Origin of the sequence: Pigmentibacter ruber, assembly GCF_009792895.1 — a bacterium.
GTDB classification, from domain to species: domain Bacteria; phylum Bdellovibrionota_B; class Oligoflexia; order Silvanigrellales; family Silvanigrellaceae; genus Silvanigrella; species Silvanigrella rubra.
Genome location: NZ_WSSC01000001.1, coordinates 802,988 through 829,290 on the forward strand (window position 1 = coordinate 802,988; position 26,303 = coordinate 829,290).

General features: G+C 29.2%; 24 protein-coding genes. 11 read left to right on the top strand and 13 right to left on the bottom strand.

Annotation, left to right across the window (positions count from 1 at the left end; translation table 11 throughout):
* Positions 1 to 147: 147 nt before the first annotated feature.
* Positions 148 to 1,449 (top strand): hypothetical protein, encoded by a 1,302-nt coding sequence (locus GOY08_RS03330; RefSeq protein ID WP_158997145.1) that lies wholly within the window; start codon positions 148 to 150, stop codon positions 1,447 to 1,449.
* A 693-nt stretch (positions 1,450 to 2,142) separates the two neighbouring features.
* The gene (locus GOY08_RS03335; RefSeq protein WP_158997146.1) at positions 2,143 to 3,237 is read left to right on the top strand and encodes a mannosyltransferase family protein; all 1,095 of its coding nucleotides are present in this window, start codon (positions 2,143 to 2,145) and stop codon (positions 3,235 to 3,237) included.
* A 169-nt stretch (positions 3,238 to 3,406) separates the two neighbouring features.
* Here the strand turns inward: GOY08_RS03335 and GOY08_RS03340 are convergent, their stop codons facing one another.
* Together GOY08_RS03340 and GOY08_RS03345 are read right to left on the bottom strand one after the other, a co-directional pair.
* Positions 3,407 to 4,261, bottom strand: coding sequence for an Rpn family recombination-promoting nuclease/putative transposase (locus GOY08_RS03340; protein ID WP_158997147.1), 855 nt, complete (start codon positions 4,259 to 4,261; stop codon positions 3,407 to 3,409).
* Positions 4,262 to 4,506: 245 nt separating this feature from the next.
* The gene (locus GOY08_RS03345; protein WP_158997148.1) at positions 4,507 to 6,594 is read right to left on the bottom strand and encodes an ABC-F family ATP-binding cassette domain-containing protein; all 2,088 of its coding nucleotides are present in this window, start codon (positions 6,592 to 6,594) and stop codon (positions 4,507 to 4,509) included.
* 158 nt (positions 6,595 to 6,752) lie between these two features.
* Between GOY08_RS03345 and GOY08_RS03350 the strand changes: the two genes are divergently transcribed.
* On the top strand, positions 6,753 to 7,637 hold the full coding sequence (locus tag GOY08_RS03350; protein ID WP_158997149.1) for a spermine/spermidine synthase domain-containing protein: 885 nt from the start codon (positions 6,753 to 6,755) through the stop codon (positions 7,635 to 7,637).
* A 12-nt stretch (positions 7,638 to 7,649) separates the two neighbouring features.
* Here the strand turns inward: GOY08_RS03350 and GOY08_RS03355 are convergent, their stop codons facing one another.
* Positions 7,650 to 9,680: a carboxy terminal-processing peptidase gene (locus GOY08_RS03355; RefSeq protein ID WP_158997150.1), complete on the bottom strand. Its 2,031-nt coding sequence runs from the start codon at positions 9,678 to 9,680 to the stop codon at positions 7,650 to 7,652.
* An 80-nt stretch (positions 9,681 to 9,760) separates the two neighbouring features.
* Here GOY08_RS03355 and GOY08_RS03360 point away from each other — a divergent pair, with 80 nt between their 5' ends.
* From GOY08_RS03360 to GOY08_RS03370, 3 genes are all read left to right on the top strand, one after another.
* Positions 9,761 to 10,252, top strand: a complete 492-nt coding sequence (locus GOY08_RS03360) for a Fur family transcriptional regulator (protein ID WP_158997151.1) — start codon at positions 9,761 to 9,763, stop codon at positions 10,250 to 10,252.
* A 111-nt stretch (positions 10,253 to 10,363) separates the two neighbouring features.
* Positions 10,364 to 11,926, top strand: coding sequence for a pyruvate kinase (locus tag GOY08_RS03365; RefSeq protein ID WP_158997152.1), 1,563 nt, complete (start codon positions 10,364 to 10,366; stop codon positions 11,924 to 11,926).
* A gap of 2 nt (positions 11,927 to 11,928) precedes the next feature.
* On the top strand, positions 11,929 to 12,939 hold the full coding sequence (locus tag GOY08_RS03370) for a diacylglycerol/lipid kinase family protein (RefSeq protein WP_158997153.1): 1,011 nt from the start codon (positions 11,929 to 11,931) through the stop codon (positions 12,937 to 12,939).
* A 41-nt stretch (positions 12,940 to 12,980) separates the two neighbouring features.
* On the opposite strand, the gene GOY08_RS03375 is transcribed toward GOY08_RS03370, so the two are convergent.
* A complete protein-coding gene (locus tag GOY08_RS03375; RefSeq protein WP_158997154.1) occupies positions 12,981 to 13,322 on the bottom strand; it encodes a MazG nucleotide pyrophosphohydrolase domain-containing protein in 342 nt (113 codons plus the stop codon).
* A 136-nt stretch (positions 13,323 to 13,458) separates the two neighbouring features.
* Here GOY08_RS03375 and GOY08_RS03380 point away from each other — a divergent pair, with 136 nt between their 5' ends.
* Positions 13,459 to 14,532: a methyl-accepting chemotaxis protein gene (locus GOY08_RS03380; protein ID WP_158997155.1), complete on the top strand. Its 1,074-nt coding sequence runs from the start codon at positions 13,459 to 13,461 to the stop codon at positions 14,530 to 14,532.
* Complete coding sequence (locus GOY08_RS03385) at positions 14,522 to 15,664, top strand: methyl-accepting chemotaxis protein (protein WP_158997156.1); 1,143 nt, start codon at positions 14,522 to 14,524, stop codon at positions 15,662 to 15,664. Before GOY08_RS03380 ends, GOY08_RS03385 begins: the two co-directional genes overlap by 11 nt.
* Before the next feature lie 4 nt (positions 15,665 to 15,668).
* Here GOY08_RS03385 and GOY08_RS03390 read toward each other — a convergent pair whose 3' ends face one another.
* The 7 genes from GOY08_RS03390 to GOY08_RS03420 form a co-directional block, all read right to left on the bottom strand.
* Complete coding sequence (locus GOY08_RS03390; protein WP_158997157.1) at positions 15,669 to 16,718, bottom strand: substrate-binding domain-containing protein; 1,050 nt, start codon at positions 16,716 to 16,718, stop codon at positions 15,669 to 15,671.
* Positions 16,719 to 16,833: 115 nt separating this feature from the next.
* Entirely contained in the window at positions 16,834 to 17,097 is a 264-nt protein-coding gene (locus tag GOY08_RS03395) for a hypothetical protein (protein WP_158997159.1), read from the bottom strand.
* A gap of 18 nt (positions 17,098 to 17,115) precedes the next feature.
* Positions 17,116 to 17,874 carry a hypothetical protein gene (locus GOY08_RS03400; protein ID WP_158997161.1) on the bottom strand — a complete coding sequence of 253 codons (759 nt, stop codon included), beginning with the start codon at positions 17,872 to 17,874 and terminating at the stop codon, positions 17,116 to 17,118.
* Positions 17,875 to 18,173: 299 nt separating this feature from the next.
* Positions 18,174 to 19,121: a malate dehydrogenase gene (locus GOY08_RS03405; protein ID WP_158997163.1), complete on the bottom strand. Its 948-nt coding sequence runs from the start codon at positions 19,119 to 19,121 to the stop codon at positions 18,174 to 18,176.
* A 104-nt stretch (positions 19,122 to 19,225) separates the two neighbouring features.
* Positions 19,226 to 19,966, bottom strand: coding sequence for a bifunctional demethylmenaquinone methyltransferase/2-methoxy-6-polyprenyl-1,4-benzoquinol methylase UbiE (gene ubiE, locus GOY08_RS03410; RefSeq protein WP_158997165.1), 741 nt, complete (start codon positions 19,964 to 19,966; stop codon positions 19,226 to 19,228).
* A 14-nt stretch (positions 19,967 to 19,980) separates the two neighbouring features.
* Complete coding sequence (locus GOY08_RS03415) at positions 19,981 to 20,628, bottom strand: bifunctional adenosylcobinamide kinase/adenosylcobinamide-phosphate guanylyltransferase (protein WP_158997167.1); 648 nt, start codon at positions 20,626 to 20,628, stop codon at positions 19,981 to 19,983.
* A gap of 4 nt (positions 20,629 to 20,632) precedes the next feature.
* Positions 20,633 to 21,631: a M28 family metallopeptidase gene (locus tag GOY08_RS03420; RefSeq protein ID WP_158997169.1), complete on the bottom strand. Its 999-nt coding sequence runs from the start codon at positions 21,629 to 21,631 to the stop codon at positions 20,633 to 20,635.
* Between the two features lies 1 nt (position 21,632).
* Here GOY08_RS03420 and surE point away from each other — a divergent pair, with 1 nt between their 5' ends.
* The 3 genes from surE to GOY08_RS03435 are packed head-to-tail and all read left to right on the top strand — an operon-like array spanning position 21,633 to position 24,295.
* On the top strand, positions 21,633 to 22,406 hold the full coding sequence (surE, locus tag GOY08_RS03425; RefSeq protein WP_158997170.1) for a 5'/3'-nucleotidase SurE: 774 nt from the start codon (positions 21,633 to 21,635) through the stop codon (positions 22,404 to 22,406).
* Positions 22,403 to 23,482: a KamA family radical SAM protein gene (locus tag GOY08_RS03430; protein ID WP_158997171.1), complete on the top strand. Its 1,080-nt coding sequence runs from the start codon at positions 22,403 to 22,405 to the stop codon at positions 23,480 to 23,482. The genes surE and GOY08_RS03430 overlap by 4 nt, the downstream gene beginning before the upstream one ends.
* 6 nt (positions 23,483 to 23,488) lie before the next feature.
* Entirely contained in the window at positions 23,489 to 24,295 is an 807-nt protein-coding gene (locus GOY08_RS03435; RefSeq protein ID WP_158997173.1) for an SDR family NAD(P)-dependent oxidoreductase, read from the top strand.
* 56 nt (positions 24,296 to 24,351) lie between these two features.
* Here the strand turns inward: GOY08_RS03435 and oppF are convergent, their stop codons facing one another.
* Positions 24,352 to 25,329, bottom strand: a complete 978-nt coding sequence (gene oppF / locus GOY08_RS03440) for a murein tripeptide/oligopeptide ABC transporter ATP binding protein OppF (protein ID WP_158997175.1) — start codon at positions 25,327 to 25,329, stop codon at positions 24,352 to 24,354.
* Complete coding sequence (locus tag GOY08_RS03445; protein WP_158997177.1) at positions 25,326 to 26,291, bottom strand: oligopeptide/dipeptide ABC transporter ATP-binding protein; 966 nt, start codon at positions 26,289 to 26,291, stop codon at positions 25,326 to 25,328. The genes oppF and GOY08_RS03445 overlap by 4 nt, the downstream gene beginning before the upstream one ends.
* Positions 26,292 to 26,303 lie beyond the last annotated feature (12 nt).

Below are 26,303 nucleotides of genomic sequence, written 5' to 3' on the forward strand. Positions count from 1 at the left end.
CTGCTTTTTTGTTCTAATTTTTAAATCCATTCATTATGATTTAAACAAAAAATTATTAATATTCTATTGATTATTTTTGATTTTATTATAATTTGCAAAAAGACTTTTCAAGTCTTTTTGTTTTAAGATATTTCCTATGGAGGAAAAATGAAAGCTAAGAATATTATTCCATTTCTTTTACCTTTTACATTATTATTTAATAGTTGTGGAAAAAGCGCTTCTAAAAATAGCAATAGTAGTGAATCAAATTCAAATCCTAATGAACAATTTAAATTAGTAAACGCTATTCATAATTTTACCCAGATAAAAGGAATGTATCTTGATGAAAATAAAGATCTTCCTGATAAAAAGGCAATTTATACTTTAAATGCAGACAACAGTATTTCTGAACTTGGAATTTTTGAAATCACAGATGTCAAAACGGGTAAAAAAATTACAAAATCATCTCATGTGTTATACTCACCAAGATATATATTTGATACAAAATATTATGTCCTTCTTTATTTCGAAAATTCACATTACATGATAAAAAGATGTCCTTTTATCACCATTCGTAAAAGTGATGCTCATTTAGCTTGTTTAGAAACAAAAGAAGATTTTTTCGTTTATGAAGATGCAGTCAATTTTAATTCCGAAAAAACATTTATAGTATTTAGAGATTCAGATATATTATATAAATTAGATTTATCCACTGATCAGTTTGAAAAAAATAGCTTAAAAAGAATTATAGAAAAGACCTCTAAAGAAAGTGTCTTTAAATTCCAACCCAACTCCTTAGGTGACATCATCACATATTCTCGTTCAGGAGGAGGAGACCTTGACCTTGTTAAAATCATTAATCACAATGATAAAATACAACCCCTTAATCCTAATTTACATGGTTATGAGTATTTAGATGGTTCCAGTGGATTTGGTCAGAACTTTTATTTTTTAAAATATTATAATAACTTTGGAAAAGTACATTGTAAATTAGAAAGTTTAGAAAAGTTCGGAGATTCATTTAATCATAAAATCATTCATTCAACTTTACCAGAAGTAAATAAATTAGTAAAAACCAACCGTTCTATGTTTGCTTATAATGAAGAAATATTAATTGATGCAATGAATTCTAGTAATTCTCAAATACTCAAACCAGTTCAAATTACAAAAATTGCACAAATTCAAGGTTCTCATCATGCATTATTTATTTTGGGAACCAATACATCAGGACAAACATTAATAGAAAAATATGATATCAATAGTAAAACCTTTACGACTTTAATTCAACCAGATAAATTTAGTATTACATATATGAATGTTAATGATAACGGAGATCTCAATTTCATTGCTAACCGTTATGCTGATAATGTTCAAATATTTGCCTTATTAAAAGATGGAAAAAATGAAAACGACTTGCTAATTCAAAAAGTAACTAGTAAAGAAAAAATTAGCTTTGTCAGCTTAAATTAAGCTGACCATGCATTATTAGTTACTCTTTCCTCAAAATTTGAAATAAAATTGTAAGTTCTTATAAAATACTCAAATTCATAAATTAATTTTATAAATAAATATTTAAGGAAATCAGAGCTATTTCATTTAAAATACTTTTGTATTTTAATTTTTAGACAAATACTAAAATACTGCCTCTAAATCAAACTTTAATCAGTTAATAATTCTATTACAGATACAACATAAATATTACAACTACAAACTTAAAAGTGAAGTAACTCCATTGCTATTTTGATTCAAAAAAAATAAGAATTCAATTTGTAACTATTTATTCAATTGAATTACTCAAATCATAACTGCCAATTAAATGATACTTTATTAATATAAATATTTGAAAAACGTTTTTAATGTACCGCATGCCAAAAATATTTTGCATGACCTTCCTTCTTTATAAAAAATATATTTAATAATAGAAAATAAATACAAGAATTTCTGAGTAATAAAATGAAGTATTTAATAGAATTCATCTAAAAAAAATGAATTATGGAAGTTTACCTAGGAAAACTTTACTTGACGAAAAATAAAAATAGTTGTAAAAAAATATTAAATTTGACAGAGATCTTGATATCCTTTAATTTAGTTGAGTCGCTTAAAATAAAATGTTAGCCCACTACTACTTATAGTGGTAAAACGTTTCTAATTCTGAGGTTTCTATTGAAAAAGTCATCATTTGATTTGTACTTATTTATAGCGTTTTTTATTTTCTTGCTGCATTTTTGTCTTTGGCTATATCTTTTACAATTTAAACCGCATTTAACACCTGCAAATAATTTGATTGAACTTCTAAATCACTGGGATTCTGGATGGTATACAAAAATAATTCAAAACAGCTATGTCATTGAACAAAGTAGAGCATTTTTTCCATTATATCCAACTCTTGTAAAGTTAATTGATTTTCAATTTAACCCTCTATCAACTGCTGTAACGGGAACTATTTTTTCAAGTGTATTATTTTTTTCATTTTTATATTATATAAGAAATCTAGGAATAAAAGATAATGATTTACCAGTATGGTTATACCCAAAAAATTTATTATGTTTCTTATTTTTTATATTATCTCCGGGTAGTTACATTTTTCATACGCACCATACGGAATCCTTATTTTTATTTCTTTCCTATTTAGCTTTATATTTTTCATATAAAAAGAAATTTTTATGGGCAACAATTTTTGCTGGACTTTGTAGTATAACAAAAAATCAGGGAGTATTATTGGCAATTGCTGTTGCTATTCTTTTATGCCAAAATGAATCTAATTTGTTTCAAAAATTAAAGAAATTTATCATCTCTGGAATTATTTCCGGAAGTTTCTTTATTTCTTATCTTTTATATCAATATTTAGTTTTTTCAAATCCTTTTGAATTCATGAAAGCACAAAAAAATTGGCATCATATTGAATATTTTAGTGATTATTTTAAAGTATTTATTCTACAAGGAAATCATCAAGATAAATCTTTAGGCGCTATAAAGCATCAATTATTTTTTTATTTAATTTTATTTTATTCAATAAAGCTTTGGAATTATTCAAAAGCAATAAGTTTTTATTGTGTCATCTCTGTACTGCTATTGCCATTTCAAGGGGAAACAATCAATTCATTTAGATTTTTTAGTTATCTATTTCCTGTGTTTTTTATTTTGGGAATTTATAATAGTAAAAAAGAATTATATATTAAATTAGGTATCTTATTTATTTTTCTTTTTCTAAATTTTCAAACTACATATAATTATGGAATTTTAAAGTGGGCATATTAATTTCTAGAGAATATTTATAAAATATCAATAACAATTAACAAATTTAGTAATCTAAATAGTAAAAAATATAAAAATAAAAGTAAATTTAGACTTAGGGAATATTTTGAAGAAATATTCTTATCTTTTATTTCAAAATTATTACATATAATTTTGAAATAAAATAGAGAAACTAACTATTCTTTAGCTTTTCTATCTCAGAAATAGGTAGGTCAGTTATTTTACTGATCATTTCAATTGGAAAATGATTTGTTAAAAGATTTTTTGCTATTCCTATTTTTCCTTTTGTAAACCCTATTTGAACTCCTTCATTTTTTCCTTTAGCAAAACCCTCTTCCCTAGCCCCATCCATATCAGTGTTGTAGTCCAGTTCATATTTTCTTCTGGCTTCGTATTTTGCTCTAGCAACGGGATCTTGGCTGATATATTCTAGGGTAATAAATGCTTTTCCAATTTCAGGGGTTTGCATAGCCATAACAGTCTCCTTTGAAGCGCCTTTAAAAAAGTGCATCCATTTATCGAGTTCATTATAATAATGATCTGTGATTTTGGGAACTTCTAAAAAGTACAGTTGGAAATCGTGGGAAAAAACTTTTCTTGTTTCAGTATCTAATGCTTTAATTTTCGTCATAAAATAATCTTTATCCTTAAAGAAATTAAAGTTCAAGATATGGATGCAGATAGCAGGTTTTAAAGTTTTGTATTTCTTTCCGCTTGTTAATTGTTGTTCATAAAGCTTCGCCCAGTAATACAAACAACGTTTTTCGTACTCATAGGTATTTTGCACCTGAATTTCAATATTCACAAAGCTTTCATTATTGAGTTTAGCCAAGACATTTAACCTAGTTTCTTTATCGTTTTCTTGGTCTTTATTAATTTTAGTATTTAAATATGTTAAGGAAATAATTTTTTCATCTTCTGGATAATTTAATACACTATTTAAAAAATGAATTAAAACATCTTCTTTCTCTCCAAAAATGCGTTTAAAGACATAATTATTTTTAATATCAAGTAATTTAAATTCCATAAAAACTCCTTTCAAGTAAATAAAAAAGGAGCATAAATAAAAAATAATGAAAAGTGTGATGCTGCCCAGAAAGTAAACAAAGTTAACAATAAATTGGATAATGTGAAATTCTATTGATTTTTATTTTATGTTATTTAGTGATAAAGAATAAATCTATTTATAGCTATTTCAAAGTCTTCATAGCACTATGTATTGTGATAAAGATTTTCTAAAATATCTATAATTTTTTTTAAATTTATATTACATCAAACGCTTAGTAATTCCCATTTAGCGTAACAATTATCTAATTCATTTTGCATAGCAAGAATTTCTTTTGCTAAAATTTCGCTTTCTTTGTGATTAGTAGCTTTACTATAAAGTTCTTCTAATTTTTTATTACATTCGGAAATTTTTTCTTCTAGTTCAAATATTCTTTTTTCCATGTTTTCTAATTCTTTTTGTTCTTTAAATGAAAGCTTTCTTTTTTTAGATACTTCTTGTTTTTTTTCTGAATTATCCTCAGTTTTATTAAACTCTTTCTTTGCAACTGGTTCAGAAAACTTTTCCATCTCAGATAAGGCTTGATCTAAATCTGGTAACAAAAGCCATTGTCCTGTAATGTTATCAGCTGTTTCATTATTTCCTAAAAATGTTAAAATATTTGTTGCTACTTTTTGAACAAAGTAACGATCATGACTTGTAAATAAAACGCCTCCTTGATAGTCCATTAAATTTCTTTCTAAAATTTGCAGGGTTGGAATATCTAAGTCATTTGTAGGCTCATCTAAAATAAGTAAATTACCCTGTTCTAACATTAATTTAGCAAGCAATAAACGGGCTTGTTCACCGCCAGATAATTCTGTTACTTTTCTATTTGCATCAAATTTATAAAATAAAAATTTATCCAAATAGCCCATAATATGAATGAATTTGCCACCAAAATGAACATATTCTCCTTCAGGAGAAAGTGTTGTTTTTACTGTTTGGGTTGGGTCTAATTTTTGTCTTTGTTGATCAAAATATGTAATATTGACTAATTCATGATATTTAATTTCACCTTGCTGGGCGGGGAGATGATTTGCAATAAGATTCATTAATGTAGATTTTCCACAGCCATTAGGACCTAGAATTGCAATTCGCATTTTTGGCTTTATAATTAAGTTTAAATTTTTAAAAATAAAATGATTTTGTTTACCGTTTGGATGTAATATTGAAATGTTTTTTAAGTTTACAAGTTCTTGATCACCCAAATTTCTTACAACAGCAACAATATTATCTTCTGAGTTTCTTTGTTCATCATTCATACTTGCAGCAAAATTTATATCTGTGGTTTTTTTACTTAGAATAGATTTTTGTTCTTTTTGATTTAGTTCTTTGTCAAGTGCATGAGCTCTATCTATGCGTGATTTTTGTTTTGTGGTTCTGGCTTTTGCACCAGTTCTTAACCAAGCAAGTTCTCTACGCATTAAGTTAGCCATTTTTGCTTTCGTTTTTTCAGCTGTAAGAGTATTTTCTATTTTTACTTGACTATAGTCTTCATAATTTCCTTCATATTGAGTAGCAGAACCTCCTTCTATTTCAAGAATTTTATTTACCAATGTGTCTAGCAGGGCTCTATCGTGCGAAATAATTGCAAAGGCAATTCGTTCCATATTTTCTTGGTTATTTTTTAATCCAAACAAATTTGAACCTTGTTCTACGACTTCTAAAAGCAGTTCTTCAAGCCAATCAACTGTTTGAACATCTAAATGATTTGTAGGTTCATCCAATAAAATAAGCTGTGGATTTTTTAATAAAGCGGTTAATATTTGAACTCTTTTTTGCTGCCCACCAGATAAATTTTTAAATTTAGAATTGGAAATCTCAGTTAATTTACCAGCTTTTAATGCGCTCATTAAGATGTTTTCTGTTCCAGCTCCTGTGAACTGCGATAATTCATCTTGCAGTTTAGTAAGGTCTCCATTCCATTTTGTATCATTTGCTAGGTTAGAGTTTGTAGATAGTAATTCAGTATGTGCTTGTATTTTTTGCAAAATAATTTCTTGCTGGGAATCGATATCATATTCTATGGGTAAGGATTCTTTTAGAATTTCAAACACTGTCTTTTCGGGGTCAAATTCATATTTTTGAGTTAAAATAGATACTTTTAAATTATTGCGAAAGGAAATAGTTCCTGTATCTGGAGCTTGTTTTCCTTCTAAGAGTCTGAACAAAGTCGATTTTCCTGCCCCATTTGGGCCCACAATTCCCCATCTTTCCCCAGGATGAATTGTAAAAGATAAGTTTTCAAACAGTTTGGTAGCTCCATAACTTGTTGAAATGTTGTGGATAGATAAGTAGGGAGCTGAGGACATAATAATCTCCTAATTAGAAAATGACATAGGCATTTCTGTTTAAAACTTAACATTGCTGAAATTTCAATAGTTAAAAAATCTAGCTGCTTATTTTTAATGAATTGAAAAAAAATATAAAAAACCGATAAAAAAATACGATATTAGCTTAAGGAGGGGGAATGCCGCAGAAAACAAAACTCCTTGACTTGTGGTTTTCAGAAAACTTGTCTGATGGTGAAATATATAAGTATTTAATTACTAAAACACGGGTTCAAAAGGAAACTAAGAAGCATACTTTATATTTAACAGAATTTGAAAATAGAGGTGTAGGTTATATCCTTGATAACAAATTAAAGTTTACAGCATCTGATGAATTTATGTTTTATGAACCTTTAATACACGTTCCATTTATCCAATCTCAGCAAGTAAAAAATGTTTTAATAATTGGTTTTGGTTGTGGAGCAAGTATAAGAGAATGTTTAAAATGGAAAGATATTGAAAAAATTACTGTACTGGAGGAAGATAAAGAATTTTATTTAACAAATGCAGAGTATCTTGCAGATATCCATCAAAATACTTATATGAACAAAAAAGTAGATATTATCTTTCTAAATTTAGAAGAATATTTGAAAAAATTTAAGAATAAATATGATTTGATTATTCTTGATATAAATTGCTCATTTTTAAATATCGAGGATAATTCATTACTTGATAAAGATTTCTTTTCAAATTGTTATTCTTTATTAAAGAAAGATGGAAATTTATCATTTTATATCAGTGAATTGCATATTGATAAAGACGAAGTTTTAAGAAAAAAAATTAAAATATTAAAATCTATATTCAAAGAAGTTATTTTGTACACTTCATGGATTCCATCGATATGCAAAAATTTAACATTTATTTTATTATCTAAAAATAGCAAAGGAAAAAAATATACAATTGAAGAAATTAGTAAATTTATTAAAACCAAAAATATTGGGAAATTATATTTTATAAATGAACATAGTTTTATTGGTCTTATGAATCCACCTATATATTTACAAAAATATGATTTAGCCTCTTAAAATTTACATTTACTATTTTTTAGGGGTATAACTAACCCAATTTTCATTTGGCAAATTTACTATGTCTTTCATTATTAATAAACTTTCAAAAAGTTGGAGATCTTTATCTGCAAGAATTTTATTACTTTCTTCATCTGAGTCATCACCAATGTCTTTTGTATTAATGTAATCTTCAATTGTTTTTAAATTGGTGCTTAATATAGGGATTAAAGTGCTTTTTCCTAAATTAAAATGTTTAATTTTATTTAAAATTAAATTATATTTTTCATTTATAGATATTCTTTTACTACTTAATATTTTTAATTTATCTATTAAAGAAGAGTTGTTTTTTATGGGTTTGAAATCTGGAACCGGTTGAATGCTATCAAATGGTAAAGCATAGTCTTGGTTTTCCTCTCCAGTATCAAATGTTTCTTGAATACTTGGTAAATTTATATTTGTCTCAACTCCAAGCATTTGATTACTTTTTCCTGTGACTCTATAAAATTTACTTTGTGTTACCTTCAAAGCACCATCGGTTTTTCTTCCAAAAGTACCAGGTATTTCTTGGACTATTTGAATAGTTCCTTTACCATACGTTTTTTTATCCCCAACTATAATTCCTCTGCCATAGTCTTGAATTGCAGCGGAAAATATTTCTGAAGCAGAAGCACTAAAATGATTTACTAAAACAATCAATGGACCTTTATATATCCATGGGTTTTGTTCTACATTGTATTTTTTTAAGTTGTGATATTTATCTAAAGTTTGAACAATTGTTCCTTTAGGAATAAATAATCCTGTTAACTTTATGCTTTCAGGAAAATCTCCTCCCCCATTATTTCTTAAATCTATCACTACACCTTTTGCGCCATTATCAATTAATTTTGTTAATTCTTTTTCTGTATCATAGGCAACGCCTTTACAGGTTTCCAATAATCTAATTTTGCATTTAATATCTGTATAAAAGGTTGATATTTTTATCACACCAATTTTTGTACTTTGTAAATCTATCAAGGCACTTTTTACTTTATCATCTTTTAATTCAATTTCATCTCTCTGTAATGAAACTGTAAATTTTTCAGATCCTTTTGTTGTAGATCTTTGCAAATAAATTTTTAAAGAAGAACCTTTTTTTCCTCGAATGAGACTAACGGCTTTTTCTACATCAGCATCTGATAGTTCTTGTAAACCAATTCCATTGCCCGGATCTACAGCTAATATTTTATCATTAGGTTTAATTCTTCCATCTTTTTGAGCAACACCTCCATTGATTAATGATTTAATATAAATTTCACCATCTTTTTCAATTAATTGTGCACCAATCCCTTCTAATTTATTGCTTATATGTATTACGAAAGAATCATGTTCATTTGGAAGTAAATGTGCGGAATGTGGGTCTAAAGAAAGTGCAAAACTATTTAAAAATGAACCGAAAAGTTTATCATTATCAATTGTTAATTTTTCTTTTTCAAGTTTTAAATATTTTTTTGCTATTATATTTTTAGCATCAATATTTTTATTAGTATTTAATTCTTTCAAATATTGATATTTTAATCTTCTTTTTAAATTACTATAAAGCTCTGTATAGTTTTTAGCCCAGCTATTTTTTTTTATACTGAAGTATTCTACTTCATTTTTTTTATCAATATTAGTTAAAACTTTATTTATGATGTTATTTCTTTCTTGCACTTTTTTTAAAAATAATTTATAAAAATCAGTTATAAAATTACAATTATTGTTGCTAAAACTAGATAAATAATATTTTGATTTATTTGAAAAATATTCTATATCTGATTTAAGTAAATAAATTCTATTTTGATCTAATGACTCGCTAAATTTATTCATTGTCCTAGAAAATAGTTCATCAGTAAAATGATCATATTGATAATGTAATTCCAACATAGTGTTAATTCGGTTTTTTACTTCTTCACAGTTTAATATGGATAGATTTGTTCTTGCAATATTTAAGTTCTCTTCGTAAGCTAGGCATAGGGAGAATGAACCTCCAAAGATGAAACTGATTATAAATACCAGCAAAGACTTTGCTTTTGGTCGCATCATGTTTATCCTCTATTCATCTTAAAGCTTTATTATCCTTTCAACTTTTTATTGTATAGTCAATTTGTTATTTGTGAGATTTTATGACGACATCCAGAAGATCTATTGATAATTTACCTAAAAGATCACACTTACATAAAGTTTTTGATGATTATCTTAATAAATTGGGCCTACGCCAAACTCGACAACGCAAAATAATTTTAGATGCGGTACTTTCTTCTGGTAGACATGTTGATGCTGAAACAATTTCTAATGAAGTAAAAAAAATTGATAGCTCGATTGGGCTTGCTACTGTTTATCGTACTCTTAAAATGATGACTGATTCTAAAATTCTTGTGGAACGTCACTTTAGCGGTGATAGAGCCAGCTTTGAGTTTGCTGATCAAGATAATGAACACCACGATCATTTAATCTGCAATCAATGTGGTGAAATAGTTGAGTTCTATGATGAAGAACTTGAGCGATATCAGGATATTGTTGCTAAAAATCTTGGATTTCAATTAAAAACTCATAAAATGGAGCTTTTTGCAGATTGTCTTAGTGTTGAGTCCTGTAAACGGAAAAATATAAAGTAATGAATTGATCTTTATTCATGCAAGTTCTATTTTCCCATTGAAATTGATTAGGATAAGTATTGGTCTTGAAAACTTATCTTATAAAAATGTTAATTAGGAAAGAACAGCATTATGAATAAAAAATCGAAGGCAAAGTTGATATGGACTGTAACAAATAAAGGTTGCGAAAAGCTTGGGATACAAAATATTGCAGCAACCATAACTCAATATCGTCTTGATGCTGTCCGCATGTCTTATTCCTCAAGTGCTTTGCCTAATATATTAAAATTAAGGGAAGAAATTTCTCGTCAATTAGCTAGTGAAGATGTAGCGCAAAGTGATGGCTATGTACCATTTTTATTAAGTTTTATAGGCCGCAGAGCATTATTATCTGTCCCAAATGGACAATTAGAAGTTGGAGATGGAACTTCTATAGATATTACTTTTTTAGTTGATTTTAATTACTGCGCTTCCCTGAGACCATCAACAACAGCTACAAAAAATGTTGAAGTTATTGTCTCAAGTGAAGATCAATTAGTTAATATTAAAGTTGGCAGCAAATTTAGCATTTCTTATGGTGCCGTTGAATTGAAGGTGGTTTCCATACCCTCTTCTTTAACTTCTGGTTGTACAATTCGTTGTATTGTTGAAAATGGAGGTCTGTTGATATCAGGAGTGGATGTCCATTCAACTGATATGTCAAGGGATTTATTTCCTTTATTACCTGAAGATGAAAAAACATTAAATTCTGGTTTTTCAGGACTTGCAGACTACGTTATTATTGATGGATTAAAATCAGAAGAAGAATTATTAGCTATTAAGACAGGGATTCTTGGAGAAAATGTCAAAGTATCTGAAAGACATCCAAGTATTCCAATTTCAAAAAATGTGCATGAGCTAGAAGCTGTATTGCCTCCACGTTTTTTATTGAAAGTAGACTCTAAACGTTCACTAGAATTATTGCCAAAGCTTTTAAAACTTGTTGATGGTGTGTTTTTAAGCAGATCTGAACTTGGAATTGATGAGCATCCACATAATCTACCTATTATTCAAAAAGAGCTCATAACACGTTGTAATAAGCTGTCAAAAACTGTTATTGTTGCTTCTGAACTTATGCACTCAATGTTTGTCAATGCAAATCCAACGCGCGCTGAAGTTTCAGATATGGCAAATGCAGCTGCAGATGGTGCCGATGCTTTGGTACTATCGCACGAAGTTACGGAAGGACCTAATTCTTCACTTGTTGCAGAAGTTTCTCAAGAAACTTTAGTGAATAGCGAAGCTTGGTTTGAAAAGAAATGGCATCCTTTTGAAATGGACGAAATTCCATCTGATGATGATGCAGTAACATATGGTGCCATTCGAATAGCTCAACAAGCAAATGTTAGAGCCATAGTTTGTTTCACAGAAGGTGGTTATACTGCAATGAAACTTTCATCAATGCGTACTCCTACTGAAATTATTGCTATTACATGCAATAAAAAAATTATGCGACAAATGAATTTATTACGATCTGTTTCTGCAGTTGTTTTAGAATCAAGAAGTAAAGTTGAAAGAATATTAAACGAGATAAAAGAAATTTTAGTGAATAAATATAGTTTTAAAAAAGGCGATAAATTTGTTTTTGTTTCTTTAACGGCATCAAGTGTGTCTGAAAGAAATTCAAATTTATTTACGGTGCAGGAAATTGACTAAAAATGTTACCGAGTATTTTTTTTATAGTGAATCCTAAATCTAGATCGGGAAATACAGAAAAAATTTGGGATAAAAAAATATTGCCAGAAGTTTTATCTGTTTTTCCAAACGCTAATTGGAGTTTTACTAATTCTCCTTTAGCAGCTTCTATTTATGCTAACTATGCTAAAAATATTGGGTACGAAATTGTTGTCGCTGTTGGTGGTGATGGAACTATCAATGAAATTGTAAATGGACTTTTGGGAAATATTTTAAATCCAGAAATATTGGCAACAGAAAATATAAAAATATTTGGAAAACAATTAGAGCTATCATTTAAAAAAAATAATTCAACACCTTTATTAGCCTGTATGCCTTTAGGCACGGGCTGTGATTTTGTTAAAACTATTGGCATACCCAAAAATATTAAAAAATCATTAGAAATAATATTAAGACAAAATAGTATAAGTTGTGATGTTGGATTAATTGAATTTAACCAAGAAAGTATTCCAAAAAAAAGATATTTTGTTAATATTGGTGGTTGTGGTGCAAATGGACAAACGATCGAAATAATTAAAGATAGAAAAAATAAAATACTAGGTCGAAAAGGTTCTTTTTTAATAGCTGCTATAAGAACATTATTAAGAAATAAATCTTTTCCTGTTGAAATTTGTTATGATAATAATGAAGTAATTTCAACAGATTTAACAGTATTATTTGTTTGTAATGGTAAGTTTTGTGGAGGAGGAATGAAAGTATCTCCTGAAGCTTCTTTGCAAAATGGGAAATTCAAAATAGTTCAAGTTAATAAAATGAACTATTTAAAATCTATTTTTATGATGAATCGACTGTACAAAGGCAATTATTCTGGTTTAGAATATGCAATTACTGAAAAAGAAGTTTCTTCTGTTACAATTAAACCGCAAAATAATGATTTAATTCCTACTGAGTGCGATGGTGAGTTACCAGGATATTTACCAGCAACATTTTCAATTATGCCAAATAGAATTTCAATTATTGCAAATATTACTTAATTTTTAAATTTTTATTAAATATATTTGTAGTATAGAAAATATTATTCTTTTATTTTACCCATTAAACCTTTTAATCTTTTATCTTCAATTTTTTTTAGTTTTATTTGCACAGCTTCTTCTAAGTCTAAATTTCTAGCATTACAGTAATTCATTAGAGCTATAAAGACATCAGCGGCCTCATCAGGAATTGTTTCATGCGGAGTCAAATTAGAAGGATCTCTCCAAATTTTTTTTTCTAAATTTGCAAGTTCTCCTGCTTCACCACAAAGTTCAAGACTAAAAAAATTAGGTGGTCTTTCACAAAAAGCATGATTTTGATAAGCATTAAACTCATTTTGAATTAATTTTAAGCCATTTACCTTAGGTTCAATTAAACGTTTCAAAGCTTACTCCTTATTCCTGTCAAGAAAATATTTCATAGGATACTTTTGCCTATCTTAAATTTCTTTATAATCTTAGATTTCCGATGAATCTTAAGCCAAAGCAAAATGTCTTGCTATGGGTAAGAAAGATAATAAAATGTTATTCTTTTTGCAAAGAATTTCTGCAAAAAATAAACTATGGATAGCAACAATTATTCACATTTTAGTTTGTGCTAGTTTATCCATAGGAATAATATACTTTGATAAATTTACAGGTAACAATCTATATATAGCTATTTCTATAGTTTGCTTTATTACATTAATATTTATAATATTAAGTAAATATTTGCTTTATAAATTTGTTAAATCAATAAAAAATGGATTAACTTATACATCAACCCATTGTGTTCAAGGTGATCAACAATTAAATGATTTAAAAAATAATTTATCACAATTTATTTCTGTTACTGGAAGTGAATTGGATGAATTAACTACAAATGCAAAACTTATGCAAGATATTGCTCTAATGTTTGTTGAAACAACAAGAAATTCAGAAGTTTGTAAAGAAATGTCAGATAAGGTTACTAGAGATGTAAATGAAGGAAATGAAATTATGGAAAAAATGGTTGAATCCATTTTAACTATTGAAAAAGCGAAAGACGGTTTAAGTGAAATATCTAATTTAATTCAACAGATCAGTAATGATACTTCTACCATCCATACCATTGTTTCTACTACAGAACTATTGTCATTAAATGCATCGATTGAAGCTGCTAAAGCAGGACAAACAGGAAAAGGATTCTCTGTTGTAGCTGAAGAGGTAGGTAATTTAGCAAAGCATAGCGGAGTCGAAGCTAATGAAATAGAAAATATTGTAGTAAAAAGTCAAAAACAAATTCAAGAAATTATTCAAGCAAATCAATCACGAGTTGAGGTAGGTAAAGTATCTAGTAATAATGCTTTGACTTTATTTTCTGAAATTAAAAAGGAAATGTTTGGTATTTCGAGTCGTTCAGAAAATATACGGGCAGCTACTTGGGAACAAAAGGTAGGACTTGATCATATGACTGAATCTAATGTGGAAATTAGAAATATATTAAAGAAAAATATAACAGATACAGTTAATTTAATAAGAATTCATGATGTTAATTATAAAAACTTTCAAAATATAAAAGAAGTAGCAAAAGTTTTGAGTGAATATTGGACCGGAGAAAAAGTAAATGAAAACTAGTGAAGAAGAAAAAAATTATGATTATTCAGGTTTGAAAAGTAAGCTATTATATCTTCATTTTTTTTCTATTTTTTTTCTATTTTTAGGAACTTTAGCAATTGTATATTTTTTTGGGACAGGGAAATTAAATTTAATTAAGTATGCTATTTTTATGTGTATTGTATTAGTGTTTTTTCAAACAACAATTTCTATGTATTTAAGAATGATTGAAAAAAAATCTTTTATGGTGGGATTGCTTTTTCAAAAATATATAGAAAAAAGTCAAGAAACAATTGATGAATTTATTTATCCAAAAAAAAATATCTTGAATTCTTTTAATAAGCAGTATGACATGACAAATCAAAATGCTGCAGCTTTAGCTCAAATTATTCAAATGATTAGTAAAACAATTGAACAAATTAATGATTGTAAAGCTATTACACAGGTAACAGAAAATAGATTACAAAATGGTGCTTCCATAATGGAAAAATTAGGAGATTCCATCGAAATTATTAAAAGTGTAACAGCTGATATGGATAAAATGTTAGAAATTATTAATCAAATAATTCTAAAATCTATTGTAATTACAGATATTGTAGCAAAAACTGAATTACTAGCTATGAATGCTTCTATAGAAGCAGCACGAGCTGGTGATCATGGAAAGGGTTTTTCTGTTGTTTCTGAAGAAGTAGAATCTTTAGCCAGAACGAGTGGTAAATCAGCTAAACAAATTAAAGATCTGTTAAATGAAAGTTCAATTAAAGTGACACTAATGATTCGGGCTATGAATGAAAGAATTAAAGAAGGTGAAATTGTTAGTAAACGTGCACTTGATGCTTTTAAAAGAATTACAGAAGGTGTGAATTTACTAAAAGAACAAATAAATATTATTTCTGAAGGGACAGAAATGCAAAGAGGACATATTAAAAATATGGAAGATACAATGCTAAAAATCAAAAATGACACTGCAAATAATAAGAATACTATTGAAAATGGAAATGAAATAATAAATAAATTAACAGAAATTAATCGGCTTTTAATGGAATGTTCTGTTAATTCTCAAAAGGCTTTTTCAGGAGATACAGGTATAATATTTATGGAGAGTAATAAAGGAAATGAAGTTAGGAGAACTTTAAAAAGTATGGGATTTTAAATTGTTACTTTCCAAACCAAATTTTTAAGTAAGCACGTTCATATCCTAAATTTTTATCAATTTCTTCTTCCGCATATTTATCTAACAATTCTTTGGTAACTAAAATTGGTTTTGTAATAAAACCACTTGGATTTTTTCCGGCAAATGCTCTGTTCAATTCATCAGCCAATTGCCACGCTTGTAATCCAATAGGCTCTGCTACAGTAGCTACTTGACAAGAATGCCCTGAACGAATTCGACTAAATGCTTTTGTAGAGCCATCACCTGCCGAAATATTTATTATATCTTTCCGATTTAATTCTTTTAAAGGAATAATAATATGATCAAAATAAAGGTCATTAATTGCTAGAGTATAATTCCATTTTTTTCCGTATTTTTTTTGTAGTTGATAAGCGACTTCAGAAATTCTAAGATCAGCATCACTAAGGGGAAGATTTTCATAAGCCAATAATGAGCAAGTTGAACATTTTGATAAAACTTCCCGCATTTTTTCAGCTTTAGAAACTGAGATAGTAGAAAGCTTATCATATAAGATAACAACTCCAGCTTTTTGATTGCTTTTTTTAACTACAAAATCAGCAGCAATTGTGGCAACGTCTGAAGGATTGGTCGTTATATTTACAAATAAATTTTTGTCCCTTAATTCTGGTCCAGAATGCCATCCAGCAAAGACTATTCTATTTTTAAATCTATCAATAATTTCTTTATATGGTTCAGGATGAAATCCTCCTAAAATAATCGCATCGGGATTTTGAATAATTGCTTGGAGGAATTCTTTTTCTATATTTTCAAATCCTTTCCCATCAATAAAATCAATCTCCCATTTCAGATGTTTTCCTGCTTTTTGAAAATCTTTAAAAACTTCTGCTATACTTGAATTTTTAAAATCATGTGAAATGAAAATTATTTTTTTGTTTGTTTGCGCTTTAGGTCCAGTAGTAGGCCCTTCCCAAGAGAAAATTGTTGTTTGATAAAGAAAAATGAGAATAAAAAAGAATAATTTAAATAATTTAAATAATTTAAATATTTTAAAAGAAGATTTATAATTTGGCATAAAATTTCCTTTATCGTCATTCTTGTTCTTCTAATTGAATTTAGATAATAAGAAAGTGACTTACTCTAAATAGTATAGAAAATTATAAAGCTTTTTGCCAAGGATAAGGAAAGGTTTATAATGCGGCTTCTTTTTTATTCTTCATTTCAACTAAAGGAATATCTTCAGCTGACTCCATGGATTCAACAACTTTCATTTTAAATCCATCTTCCATTTCAAAACTTTCTGCCATTAAATCGAGGATTTTTTGAGTTGCTTCTTTACTTATTTTTGCAGCATTTTCATCATAACAAGAAATAATTTCAATTTGCGCACCTTCTGGAGATTCGCACAAAAGAGTAAATTTTTTTCTAACAACGCCAGTGAAAAAACTAGACATAATAAAAACTCCTTTTAATTATTTTTTCTTTTTAAAAAATCCACCTGATTTTTTACTTGTTGAGGATGAGTCACTTCCGCCAGAGAAAAAACCTTTTTTCTTTGGTTTAGAGTCATCGGTTTGAGCAGTAGAACGTGAGGAAAAAAATCCTTTTTTTGTTGGAGATTGTTTGTATTGGCTTTCATATTTTTTATTTAGTTCATCTGGAGTTTTTCCGGAAACTCCGCCAGTGACTAATCCACCTGAGCTGTTTGAAGCTGGAGGAGGCAAATAGTATGCAGGAGGAGCATATCTAGGCTGCATAGCATTTGAAACCGCGTTTCCAACTAAGGCTCCCATTAAAAAAGGCGCCCAAGAACTTCCACCACTGGCACTGCTTCCAGAAGAAGATTCGCCGCCTCCTGAATTTTGATTAGTGGATGCAACTAAATCTATTTTATATCCCTGAGTCATTTCTAAAACAGGGGTGCAATTTCCATCTGCTTTATTAAAATTGAGTTTAGCAGATTCTCCTGAGCTTCCTTGTGCATTAGCAACTTGTGCCATTTGAATATTTTTTACATTCAATGGATTTGGTAGATTTTTGTTATCATTTCCTGCACCATGAAAAATTGTATATTTACCCTGATTTTCATTGTATGAAACCTTAAAAACACTAACAGCTGCAGTTGGACATGAAGCTGCAGAGAGTACATTTTTATCTGGTGGTGTGGAATGATCTATACAACTAGTAACTATAAAAGAAGAAAATGCTATTAATGGAATAACTTGTTTCATGGAATTTCCTTTTCATTTTAAACCAAATCTATTTGAAAATAAAAAGTTTCACAATGATTTGGTATATTTGAACGAAAAAAAGGAAAAATTAATCTCTCTTTTAACTCATTCAAGTTTCCTAACATCGCATCATAATATGGGTTTCTTTTTTTTATTGTCAATCTTTTAATAGAAAATTTTACGGAATTCATTAGAGAAAAAATAACTTGTTTTTATTTTTAGCTATTTATAAATAACTCGTTATATATTTAAATATTTACATTTGGGGTAACAAATTATTTTACTACCCCAATAAAGTATTAATTAATACTATTTAAAGCTATTTTTCTAACTTCTAGGTAAGCTGTGTGGGCTGCTTTTAATGCAGCATTTTCTTCTGGAGAAAGATCAATTTCAAATACTTTTTCAGCACCTTTATTTGTTAACTTAACAGGTACACATAAACAAGCACCTTCAGAAATTCCATATTCACCTTTTAGTTCGACAGAACATGGGAGAATTCTTCCTTGATTTAATACTATACTTTCGATCATAGCTGTTACACCAAAACCTGGAGCGACCCATGCTGAAGTACCAATAAGTTCTGTTAACTCAGCACCACCACGTTTTGTGCGACTTACAATATCAGAAATTTGATCTGCAGTTAATAATTTATTTAAAGGTACACCACCAACTGTTGCAGTGCTAGTTACAGGTACCATATCCTTATCTGTATGCGCGCCAATTACGATAGCAGAAACATCTTTAATATGAACATTAAGTGCACGAGAAATATTACTTCTAAAACGAGATGAATCTAATACACCAGACATTCCAATAACTCTTTCGCGAGGGAAGTTTGTTACTTTTTGTGCCACAGTCAGCATAGCATCAAGAGGATTTGAAACTAAAATTAACACACAATTTGGAGCATATTTTTTTACATTTTCACAAACTGATTTTACAATTCCAGCGTTGATACCAACGAGTTCTTCTCTTGTTTGTCCTGGTTTGCGTGGAACTCCTGCCGTAACAACTACAATGTCAGAATCTTGCATAAAAGAAGAATCATCTGTTGCAGTAAAGGACGCATTAAAACCTGCAAATGCACCGCCTTGTGCTAAATCTAAAGCTCTACCTTGTGCCACATTGGGTTTTAAATCAATTAAAACAAGGTCTCCAAGTTCTTTCTGTGCACACCATTGAACAACCGCAGCTCCAACATTTCCACCCGAACCAACAACAGTAATCTTAGGTCTTTTTAGCATATTAAAACTCCCCTAATAAAGAAACAACAATAACTTAATAACAGAATAACATGTAAAAGGATCATGCTTGTTTTTGTATTATAAAACAAGAAGACAGAGTTCTTTTAACTTTTTTTAGTCGCTTTGAAAAGTCTTGTCGCACCACCTAACCATTTTGTTTGTTCAATGGACTCAAAGCCAGCATCGGTCAGCATTTTTCTAAAATTTTCAGCTGAAGGCATTGTTGAAACACTATTAGGTAAATACTCATATGCTGATCTGTCTGAAAAAATTCCACCAATTTTTGGTAAAATTTTCTTAAAATAAAAATCAAACAATTTAGCAAATAAAGTATTATCTGCAGGGAAAAATTCTAAAATAAATAAAGTACCAGAAGTTTTTAGAACTCTGTTAAATTCATTTAATGCTATTTCTCTATTATCTACGTTACGAAAACCAAAGGAAATTGTTAGACAGTCAGCAGAATTATTTTCTACGGGTAAGGACTCAGCAGAAGCTTGAATAAAATTTATATGGCTATTAATATTATTTTTTCTAGATCTTATTTTTGCTTGTTCCAACATACCTGCAGAAATATCAAAACCATAAAATGTTTTAAAGTCTATTCTTTTGTCAATTGCTTGAAAAACAACATCTCCGGTGCCACAGGCCACATCATATAAAATACCTGAATGACATTTTGGAAAAGAACATATCATTTTATTTCGCCATTTTGTATCTTGTCCTGCTGATAAAAGTCTATTGAGAAAATCATATTTATTTGATATTTTATCAAACATTTTTTGTATTTTAACAGATTTTTCGCTCAGTACTAATTGATTATTTTCTTGTTTATTTAAATTCATATTATCTCCTGAATTTACTTCTTTTTTAACTCGGAGTAAATATAATCTTCATTTACCAGTCCTATAGAAGCAAAGCCATTATTTAATACTAAATTGGGAGATTTTAGCAACAAAGTTTGACCAGCAACACTAAATGTTACACATTGTGCTTTTTCTGCTAAAGCAAGGTTCATTGCTCCTAGGGCTTCACGAAAAATACGCCCACTTTCGTTCCCAGGAATAACACCTTCTCCTACTTCATTAGAAACAACAAGTATGGGACAATTGAGAGTTGATAACTGCTTTATAAAATATAGAGATTCTGTTTCTAAATGTTTCAGTAATTGCAGCTGTGAATAGTTTTGAATATTTTGAGATATTTGCCATCCCATCCATAAAGTTAAGCAATCAATTAATAACACATCAAAATTTTCTTGCTCACAAATTTTTATAACTTCTTCTAATCCAATTGGATATTCAACTGTTGACCAATGTTCTGGTCTTCTATCTTTATGTTTTTTTATTCTTAAATTCCATTCAGGGGAATTTTCAATTTGTCCACCAGTAGCATAAAACAAAACTTTATCCCATTTTTTCGCGCATTTTTCGGCAAAAAAACTTTTTCCAGATTGGCCACCACCTAAAAAAAGAGCTATTTTTTCTGAAAAATGGTTTGTTTCCATTTTGCTACTTCCTTTCTGACATTAAAAAATATTTTATTGAATTACCTAAATTTTTTATTTTCTCAAAAGAAATAATATCTATTGTATCATTACTAGTGTGCCATTCATCAAGATTTTTCCAATCTATTATGTGAAGAAATGGTATTCCTTCTTGTGCAAAAGAGATATGATCATCCTCTATTTGATAAGGAAAATTTGAAATGTCTAAATCTTTTGCATGCTGAATAAATGTATCAGCATATTTTGTATCTGAACCTTTCGTAAAGAATAATTTTTGGTTTTTATGTCCAACCATATCTAAAATAATTACAAGATTAATCTTTTTATTGGCATAAAATTTTATTCCGTTTTTGTTTTTTACTTGTTTTTTTACGAATTCTTTTGATCCGTAAGTATTATCTTGAATTCCCAAGTAATTTAATCCATCATTCCAGTCGTTTAAAAAAGCTTCTTCTCCATCAAAAAAAATAAAATGAATATCACATTTTTGTAAATAAGATTCTTTTTTTGCTTTTGTTTTTTGTAATATTCTTGCTAATTCTAAAAGAAGTACCGTAGAAGACCCGCCATCATTTGCTCCAACAAATTTAAATTGGGAAAAATATTTTGTGTCATAGTGTCCACCTAAAATGATACTGCAATTATCAGTTCCTTTTTTCGTAGCAATGATATTTATTCCAGTTACTTTTTTAGTCAGAGTTGCCATCGCAACTTTTCCCCCAAATTTTGAGGAATCAAGATTTGGAACATCAACATCAAATTTCATTTCACTAACTTTTAAGTTCATTTTCTTTAAGGTTGCATGCAAATCATTCGCAATTTTAACTTGCTCTTTACTACCCATAGGATGAGGTGAATAAGTAAACCAATCCATGAATTTCTTCAGATTTTCTATTGATAAATGCTCAGAATTTTGAAATGAAATAGAGTGAGCGCTCATTGCTTGAAAGCAAGCAAAAAGCCAGATCAGTATTTTAAACCATGGATAAGAAGGACGTTTCACTATGCATTTACTCCTTTGTAATGATGATGGCTATAAAGCAAAAGGAATTCAAATTTTAGCAAAATATTTAAATTCTTTAGGCCACAAAATAACAGTAGTTGCTCCGAATGGCGAACGTAGTGCGCAGTCCCATGCTATGACATTCTACCAACCTGTTAAAATAACAGAAATTTCATCAAATGAATACGCAGTCGATGGGACACCAGCTGATTGTGTTGCTTTGGGTTTAAGCAAGTTGTTAAAGGAAAATCCTCCAGATTTTGTTATTTCTGGTATTAATCATGGTTTGAATGTTGGAATTGACGTGAATTACAGCGGTACTGTAGGAGCTGCCACTGAAGCAGCATTGATGGGTTACAAAGCTATAGCGGTTTCGGCTGATATTGAGGGATTAAAGGGAGAGCAGCAAGAAGGCTTATTCCTGCAAGCAGCAAAAATAGTAGGGCAAGTTCTTGAAAATGCCAAAACTCTAGATTGGCCTAGATTAGAAGTGCTAAATATTAATGTTCCACAGAAAGCTGTGCAAATTTGTATAGCTGAATGTGGTGGAGAGTCTTTGTATGTACCACATATCGAAGAGTTATCCGTACAATCCAAAAAAAATATAGGGGTTTATTTAATTGGCGGACTATCTCGCTATGAACCGCATGATATGTCACAAGATGTATCCTTAATTTCAACTGGAAATGTTACATTAAGTTTTGTTAGAACGAAACAAAGCAGTACAGTAAGTAATCAAAAATTAGGTAAAATAGTTGGTTCTTTAAAAATATGAAATCTATTGAAAAAAATTGGGCAAAAGATTTAGCAAAAGGTCTTATAACTTCAGAGCAGCTTTTGCAAAGACAATTTATCGCAACAAATGAAGTTAAAGAAATTGAATTGGCCAAAGATAATTTTGATATTAGAGTGCCAAATATATTTTTAGAAGATATTGAGAAAAATATTATTGAAATAAAAAAACAATTTGTCCCTTCTGGAAATGAACTCAATTTTCTTCCTGAAGAACTTGAAGATCCAATAGGAGATGAACGTTGGACTCCTGTCACTGGAATTACTCATAGATATCCAGATAGAGTGCTTTTAAAGTTAACATATATGTGTGCATCTTATTGTCGTTTTTGTTTTAGACGTTATAAGGTATCTGATTCAGACTTTAACTTAACAACAGATGAATATTGTAAAGCAATTAAATATATTGAGAGTAATAAAGACATTTGGGAAGTTATATTAACTGGTGGAGATCCTCTCACTTTAACGGATCAAAAATTAAAAAATGTTTTGGAAGATTTAGACAAAATAAGTCATGTTAAAATAATTAGATTTCATACAAGAATACCTTCTGTATTACCAGCAAGAATTAATGATAGTTTAATAAAAATTTTAAAAAGTATAAAGAAACAAATTGTTTTTGTTATCCATATTAATTCACATCTTGAATTTAATTATGAATCTATTTATGCTGTAAAGAAATTACGTGAAGAGGGATTTTCTTTATTAATGCAGTCAGTTTTATTAAAAGATATTAATGATAATCAAGAAAAATTAGTTAAACTTTTAAAAATTGCTACAGAAAATGGAATCAAGCCTTACTATTTACATTATTTAGATTTAGCTAAAGGAACAGATCATTTTCGAGTCCCATTAAAAAAAGCTATAAATTTATACAATAGTTTGAGAGGATTTATTTCAGGTATTTGCATACCTGAATTTATTCTTGATATTCCTGGCGGAAAAGGAAAAATATCATTGAATAGTTCTTCGGTATTAGAATTGGAAAATAATTGCTGGCAATTTGTTAGTCCAATTGATGGTTCAAAAATAGTCGTTCAATATCCAAAGGAAGGTTAAAGTTATATGCAATTAACAAAAGAAATATTTAACAATAGTGACGAAATAAATTTAATTGGAAAAACAGCTGTAATAACCGGTGCGAGTTCAGGAATTGGTTTGGCAACAGCTTGTTGGCTTGCAAGAGAAGGAATGAATTTAATTTTAATCGCCAGAAGAATAGATAAATTGGATTTATTAAAAAAAGAATTAAATGAATTGTTTCCTAAAGTATCTATTAAAAACTTGCAAATAGATCTCCAAGAAAAAAATCTTCTAGAAAAGTTAACAAATGAAAATGTTTTTAATTGCGATCTTTTTATTAATAATGCAGGTTTAGCACTAACTAGAGATTTAGTAGAAAATAGTAATGAAGAAGATATTGAAATTATGGTGAATACAAATATCACAGCTTTATTTAAATTATGCTCTGTAGCAGCAAAGAATATGGTTAAACTTGGGGGTGGACACATTATAAATTTAGGAAGCGTTGCCGGACATTATAGCTATCCAGGTGGTGCAGTTTATTGTGCTACAAAATCTGCTGTAAAAGCTTTTTCAGAAGCATTACGCCAAGAATTGCATGAAAAAAATGTCAGAGTTTCTTTAATATCTCCAGGTATGGTGCGCACCGATTTTAGTCTGGTACGATTTAAAGGTGACAAATCTACCGCTGAGAATGTATATGCACATGTTGATTGTTTAGAAGCAAAAGATATAGCAAGAATAATAGTTAAAACAGCAAAAGAACCTTTCCACGTAAATATAGATGAAGTCCTTGTTTTTCCTACAGTTCAAGCGCCTGTTTCTTTAAAAGCAATTAAAAATAAATAATAAAAAAATAATCGAATAAATTTTTTATGTTTCAAAATAATAAAATTTGATAAATATTAATTTAATAACAAGCAGCTTGCTTTTGCTCCAGTATTAACTTCTTTTAATTCTGGAATAATACTTGCACATTTACTTTGTGCTAAAGGGCAGCGTGTTCGAAAGCGACATCCACTTGGTGGATATATTGGGGAAGGCAAATCGCCCTGTAAAATTTGTATTACTTTATTCTTTTCTAGTTCAGGATCGGGTATAGGCACTGAAGATAATAAAGCTTTTGTATAAGGATGTTGAGGAGATTTATAAATTTGTTCCCTTGTTCCAATTTCAACAGGTTTACCTAAATACATAACCATAATTCTATCACTGATGTGTTTAACAACACTGAGATCATGTGCAATAAATACTAAAGTTAATCCTAATTCACGTTGTAATTTTTTTAATAAATTAACAATTTGCGCTTGAATAGATACATCTAGTGCACTAACAGGTTCATCGCAAACTATTATTTTTGGATTTAGTATTAATGCTCTTGCAATTCCAATTCTTTGGCATTGTCCACCTGAAAATTCATGTGGATAGCGATTGATATGTTCTGGAATAAGTCCTACAAGATCCATTAAACTTGTTACTTTTTCTTTTATTTCTATATTAGACATTTTTGGGAAAAAAGTTTTTAAAGGTTCAGCAATAATTTGTCCAGCAGTCATTCTTGGATTTAAAGAGGCTAAAGGATCTTGAAATATCATTTGAATATCTTTACGAGCTTCACGCATTTCATTTTTATCAAGTTCTAATAAATTTTTTTCTAATAAAGTAACTTTACCTTCTGTTGCAGGTAATAAACGCATAATGGCTCTAGCTAATGTTGATTTTCCACAACCAGATTCACCAACAACACCCAATGTTTCACCGGCGTGGAGATCGAAACTGACACCATCTACAGCTTTTAATGTTACTTTTTTAAACCATGAACCTTTTTTTTGGACTGGAAAATAAACTTTTAAGTTTTCAACCGAAAGAATTTTTTGATTCATGCTAAGAATTCCTTATAGCAAGCCTTTTTCGTTTTCTGATTAATAGCAACTAAAGGAGGAGGCGTTTTTCCACATTTTTCAGTTGCATATTGGCAACGTTCATGAAAAGCGCATCCAGATGGTAAGTTTAATAAACTAGGAGGATTTCCTGGAATTGTAGGTAAATCTCCATAAGATTCATCATTTAATTTTGGAATTGATTTTAAAAGGCCTTGAGTATAGGGATGTTGAGGTTGATAAAAAATATGCTCAACAGAGCCATATTCCATCGTTCTTCCTGCATACATAACCATCACATTATCGCAAATACCTGCTACAACACCCAAGTCGTGAGTAATAATAATAATAGCAGTACCTAAATCTTTTTTTAGATCTCTTAAAAGAGCAACAATTTGCGCTTGAACTGTAACATCTAAAGCGGTTGTAGGTTCATCAGCAATCAACAAATCTGGCTTGCAAAGTAGGCTCATTGCAATCATAACCCGTTGGCGCATACCTCCCGAAAATTCGTGCGGATACATGTCGATACGGTTTTTCGCATCTGGAATTTTAACTAAATCAAGCATTTTTATAGATTCTTGTTTAGCTTCCTGTTGTGACATGTTCTTATGAAACATTAAAACTTCTGTCATTTGTGTAGATATTTTTAAATAAGGATTTAAAGATGTCATGGGATCTTGGAAGATCATGGATATTTTATCGCCTCTGATCTTGTTAAGTTGCTGTTGATTTAAGCCAATTAATTCATTATCATTAAATTTTACACTTCCAGTAGTTTTACCATTTTGAGCAAGTAATCCCATAATTCCTAAAACAAGTTGGCTTTTTCCTGAACCAGATTCACCTACAATTCCTAATGCTTCACTTGAATTTAAAGAAAAACTAATTCCATTTACGGCTTTTACATTGCCGTCATGCGTGGAAAAAGAGATATTGAGATCGTTAACGCTTAATAAAGTCATCGGATAATTCCT

What these genes read in the sequence shown, in the direction of transcription:
- GOY08_RS03395 (WP_158997159.1), bottom strand. Translation starts at nt 17,097, where the DNA reads ATGTCTAGTTTTTTCACTGGCGTTGTTAGAAAAAAATTTACTCTTTTG.
- GOY08_RS03350 (WP_158997149.1), top strand. Translation starts at nt 6,753, where the DNA reads ATGCCGCAGAAAACAAAACTCCTTGACTTGTGGTTTTCAGAAAACTTG.
- GOY08_RS03430 (WP_158997171.1), top strand. Translation starts at nt 22,403, where the DNA reads ATGAAATCTATTGAAAAAAATTGGGCAAAAGATTTAGCAAAAGGTCTT.
- GOY08_RS03445 (WP_158997177.1), bottom strand. Translation starts at nt 26,291, where the DNA reads ATGACTTTATTAAGCGTTAACGATCTCAATATCTCTTTTTCCACGCAT.
- GOY08_RS03345 (WP_158997148.1), bottom strand. Translation starts at nt 6,594, where the DNA reads ATGTCCTCAGCTCCCTACTTATCTATCCACAACATTTCAACAAGTTAT.
- GOY08_RS03405 (WP_158997163.1), bottom strand. Translation starts at nt 19,121, where the DNA reads ATGCTAAAAAGACCTAAGATTACTGTTGTTGGTTCGGGTGGAAATGTT.
- GOY08_RS03400 (WP_158997161.1), bottom strand. Translation starts at nt 17,874, where the DNA reads ATGAAACAAGTTATTCCATTAATAGCATTTTCTTCTTTTATAGTTACT.
- GOY08_RS03415 (WP_158997167.1), bottom strand. Translation starts at nt 20,628, where the DNA reads ATGGAAACAAACCATTTTTCAGAAAAAATAGCTCTTTTTTTAGGTGGT.
- surE (WP_158997170.1), top strand. Translation starts at nt 21,633, where the DNA reads ATGCATTTACTCCTTTGTAATGATGATGGCTATAAAGCAAAAGGAATT.
- GOY08_RS03385 (WP_158997156.1), top strand. Translation starts at nt 14,522, where the DNA reads ATGAAAACTAGTGAAGAAGAAAAAAATTATGATTATTCAGGTTTGAAA.
- GOY08_RS03360 (WP_158997151.1), top strand. Translation starts at nt 9,761, where the DNA reads ATGACGACATCCAGAAGATCTATTGATAATTTACCTAAAAGATCACAC.
- GOY08_RS03355 (WP_158997150.1), bottom strand. Translation starts at nt 9,680, where the DNA reads ATGATGCGACCAAAAGCAAAGTCTTTGCTGGTATTTATAATCAGTTTC.
- ubiE (WP_158997165.1), bottom strand. Translation starts at nt 19,966, where the DNA reads ATGAATTTAAATAAACAAGAAAATAATCAATTAGTACTGAGCGAAAAA.
- GOY08_RS03390 (WP_158997157.1), bottom strand. Translation starts at nt 16,718, where the DNA reads ATGCCAAATTATAAATCTTCTTTTAAAATATTTAAATTATTTAAATTA.
- GOY08_RS03380 (WP_158997155.1), top strand. Translation starts at nt 13,459, where the DNA reads ATGTTATTCTTTTTGCAAAGAATTTCTGCAAAAAATAAACTATGGATA.
- oppF (WP_158997175.1), bottom strand. Translation starts at nt 25,329, where the DNA reads ATGAATCAAAAAATTCTTTCGGTTGAAAACTTAAAAGTTTATTTTCCA.
- GOY08_RS03435 (WP_158997173.1), top strand. Translation starts at nt 23,489, where the DNA reads ATGCAATTAACAAAAGAAATATTTAACAATAGTGACGAAATAAATTTA.
- GOY08_RS03370 (WP_158997153.1), top strand. Translation starts at nt 11,929, where the DNA reads ATGTTACCGAGTATTTTTTTTATAGTGAATCCTAAATCTAGATCGGGA.
- GOY08_RS03340 (WP_158997147.1), bottom strand. Translation starts at nt 4,261, where the DNA reads ATGGAATTTAAATTACTTGATATTAAAAATAATTATGTCTTTAAACGC.
- GOY08_RS03330 (WP_158997145.1), top strand. Translation starts at nt 148, where the DNA reads ATGAAAGCTAAGAATATTATTCCATTTCTTTTACCTTTTACATTATTA.
- GOY08_RS03365 (WP_158997152.1), top strand. Translation starts at nt 10,364, where the DNA reads ATGAATAAAAAATCGAAGGCAAAGTTGATATGGACTGTAACAAATAAA.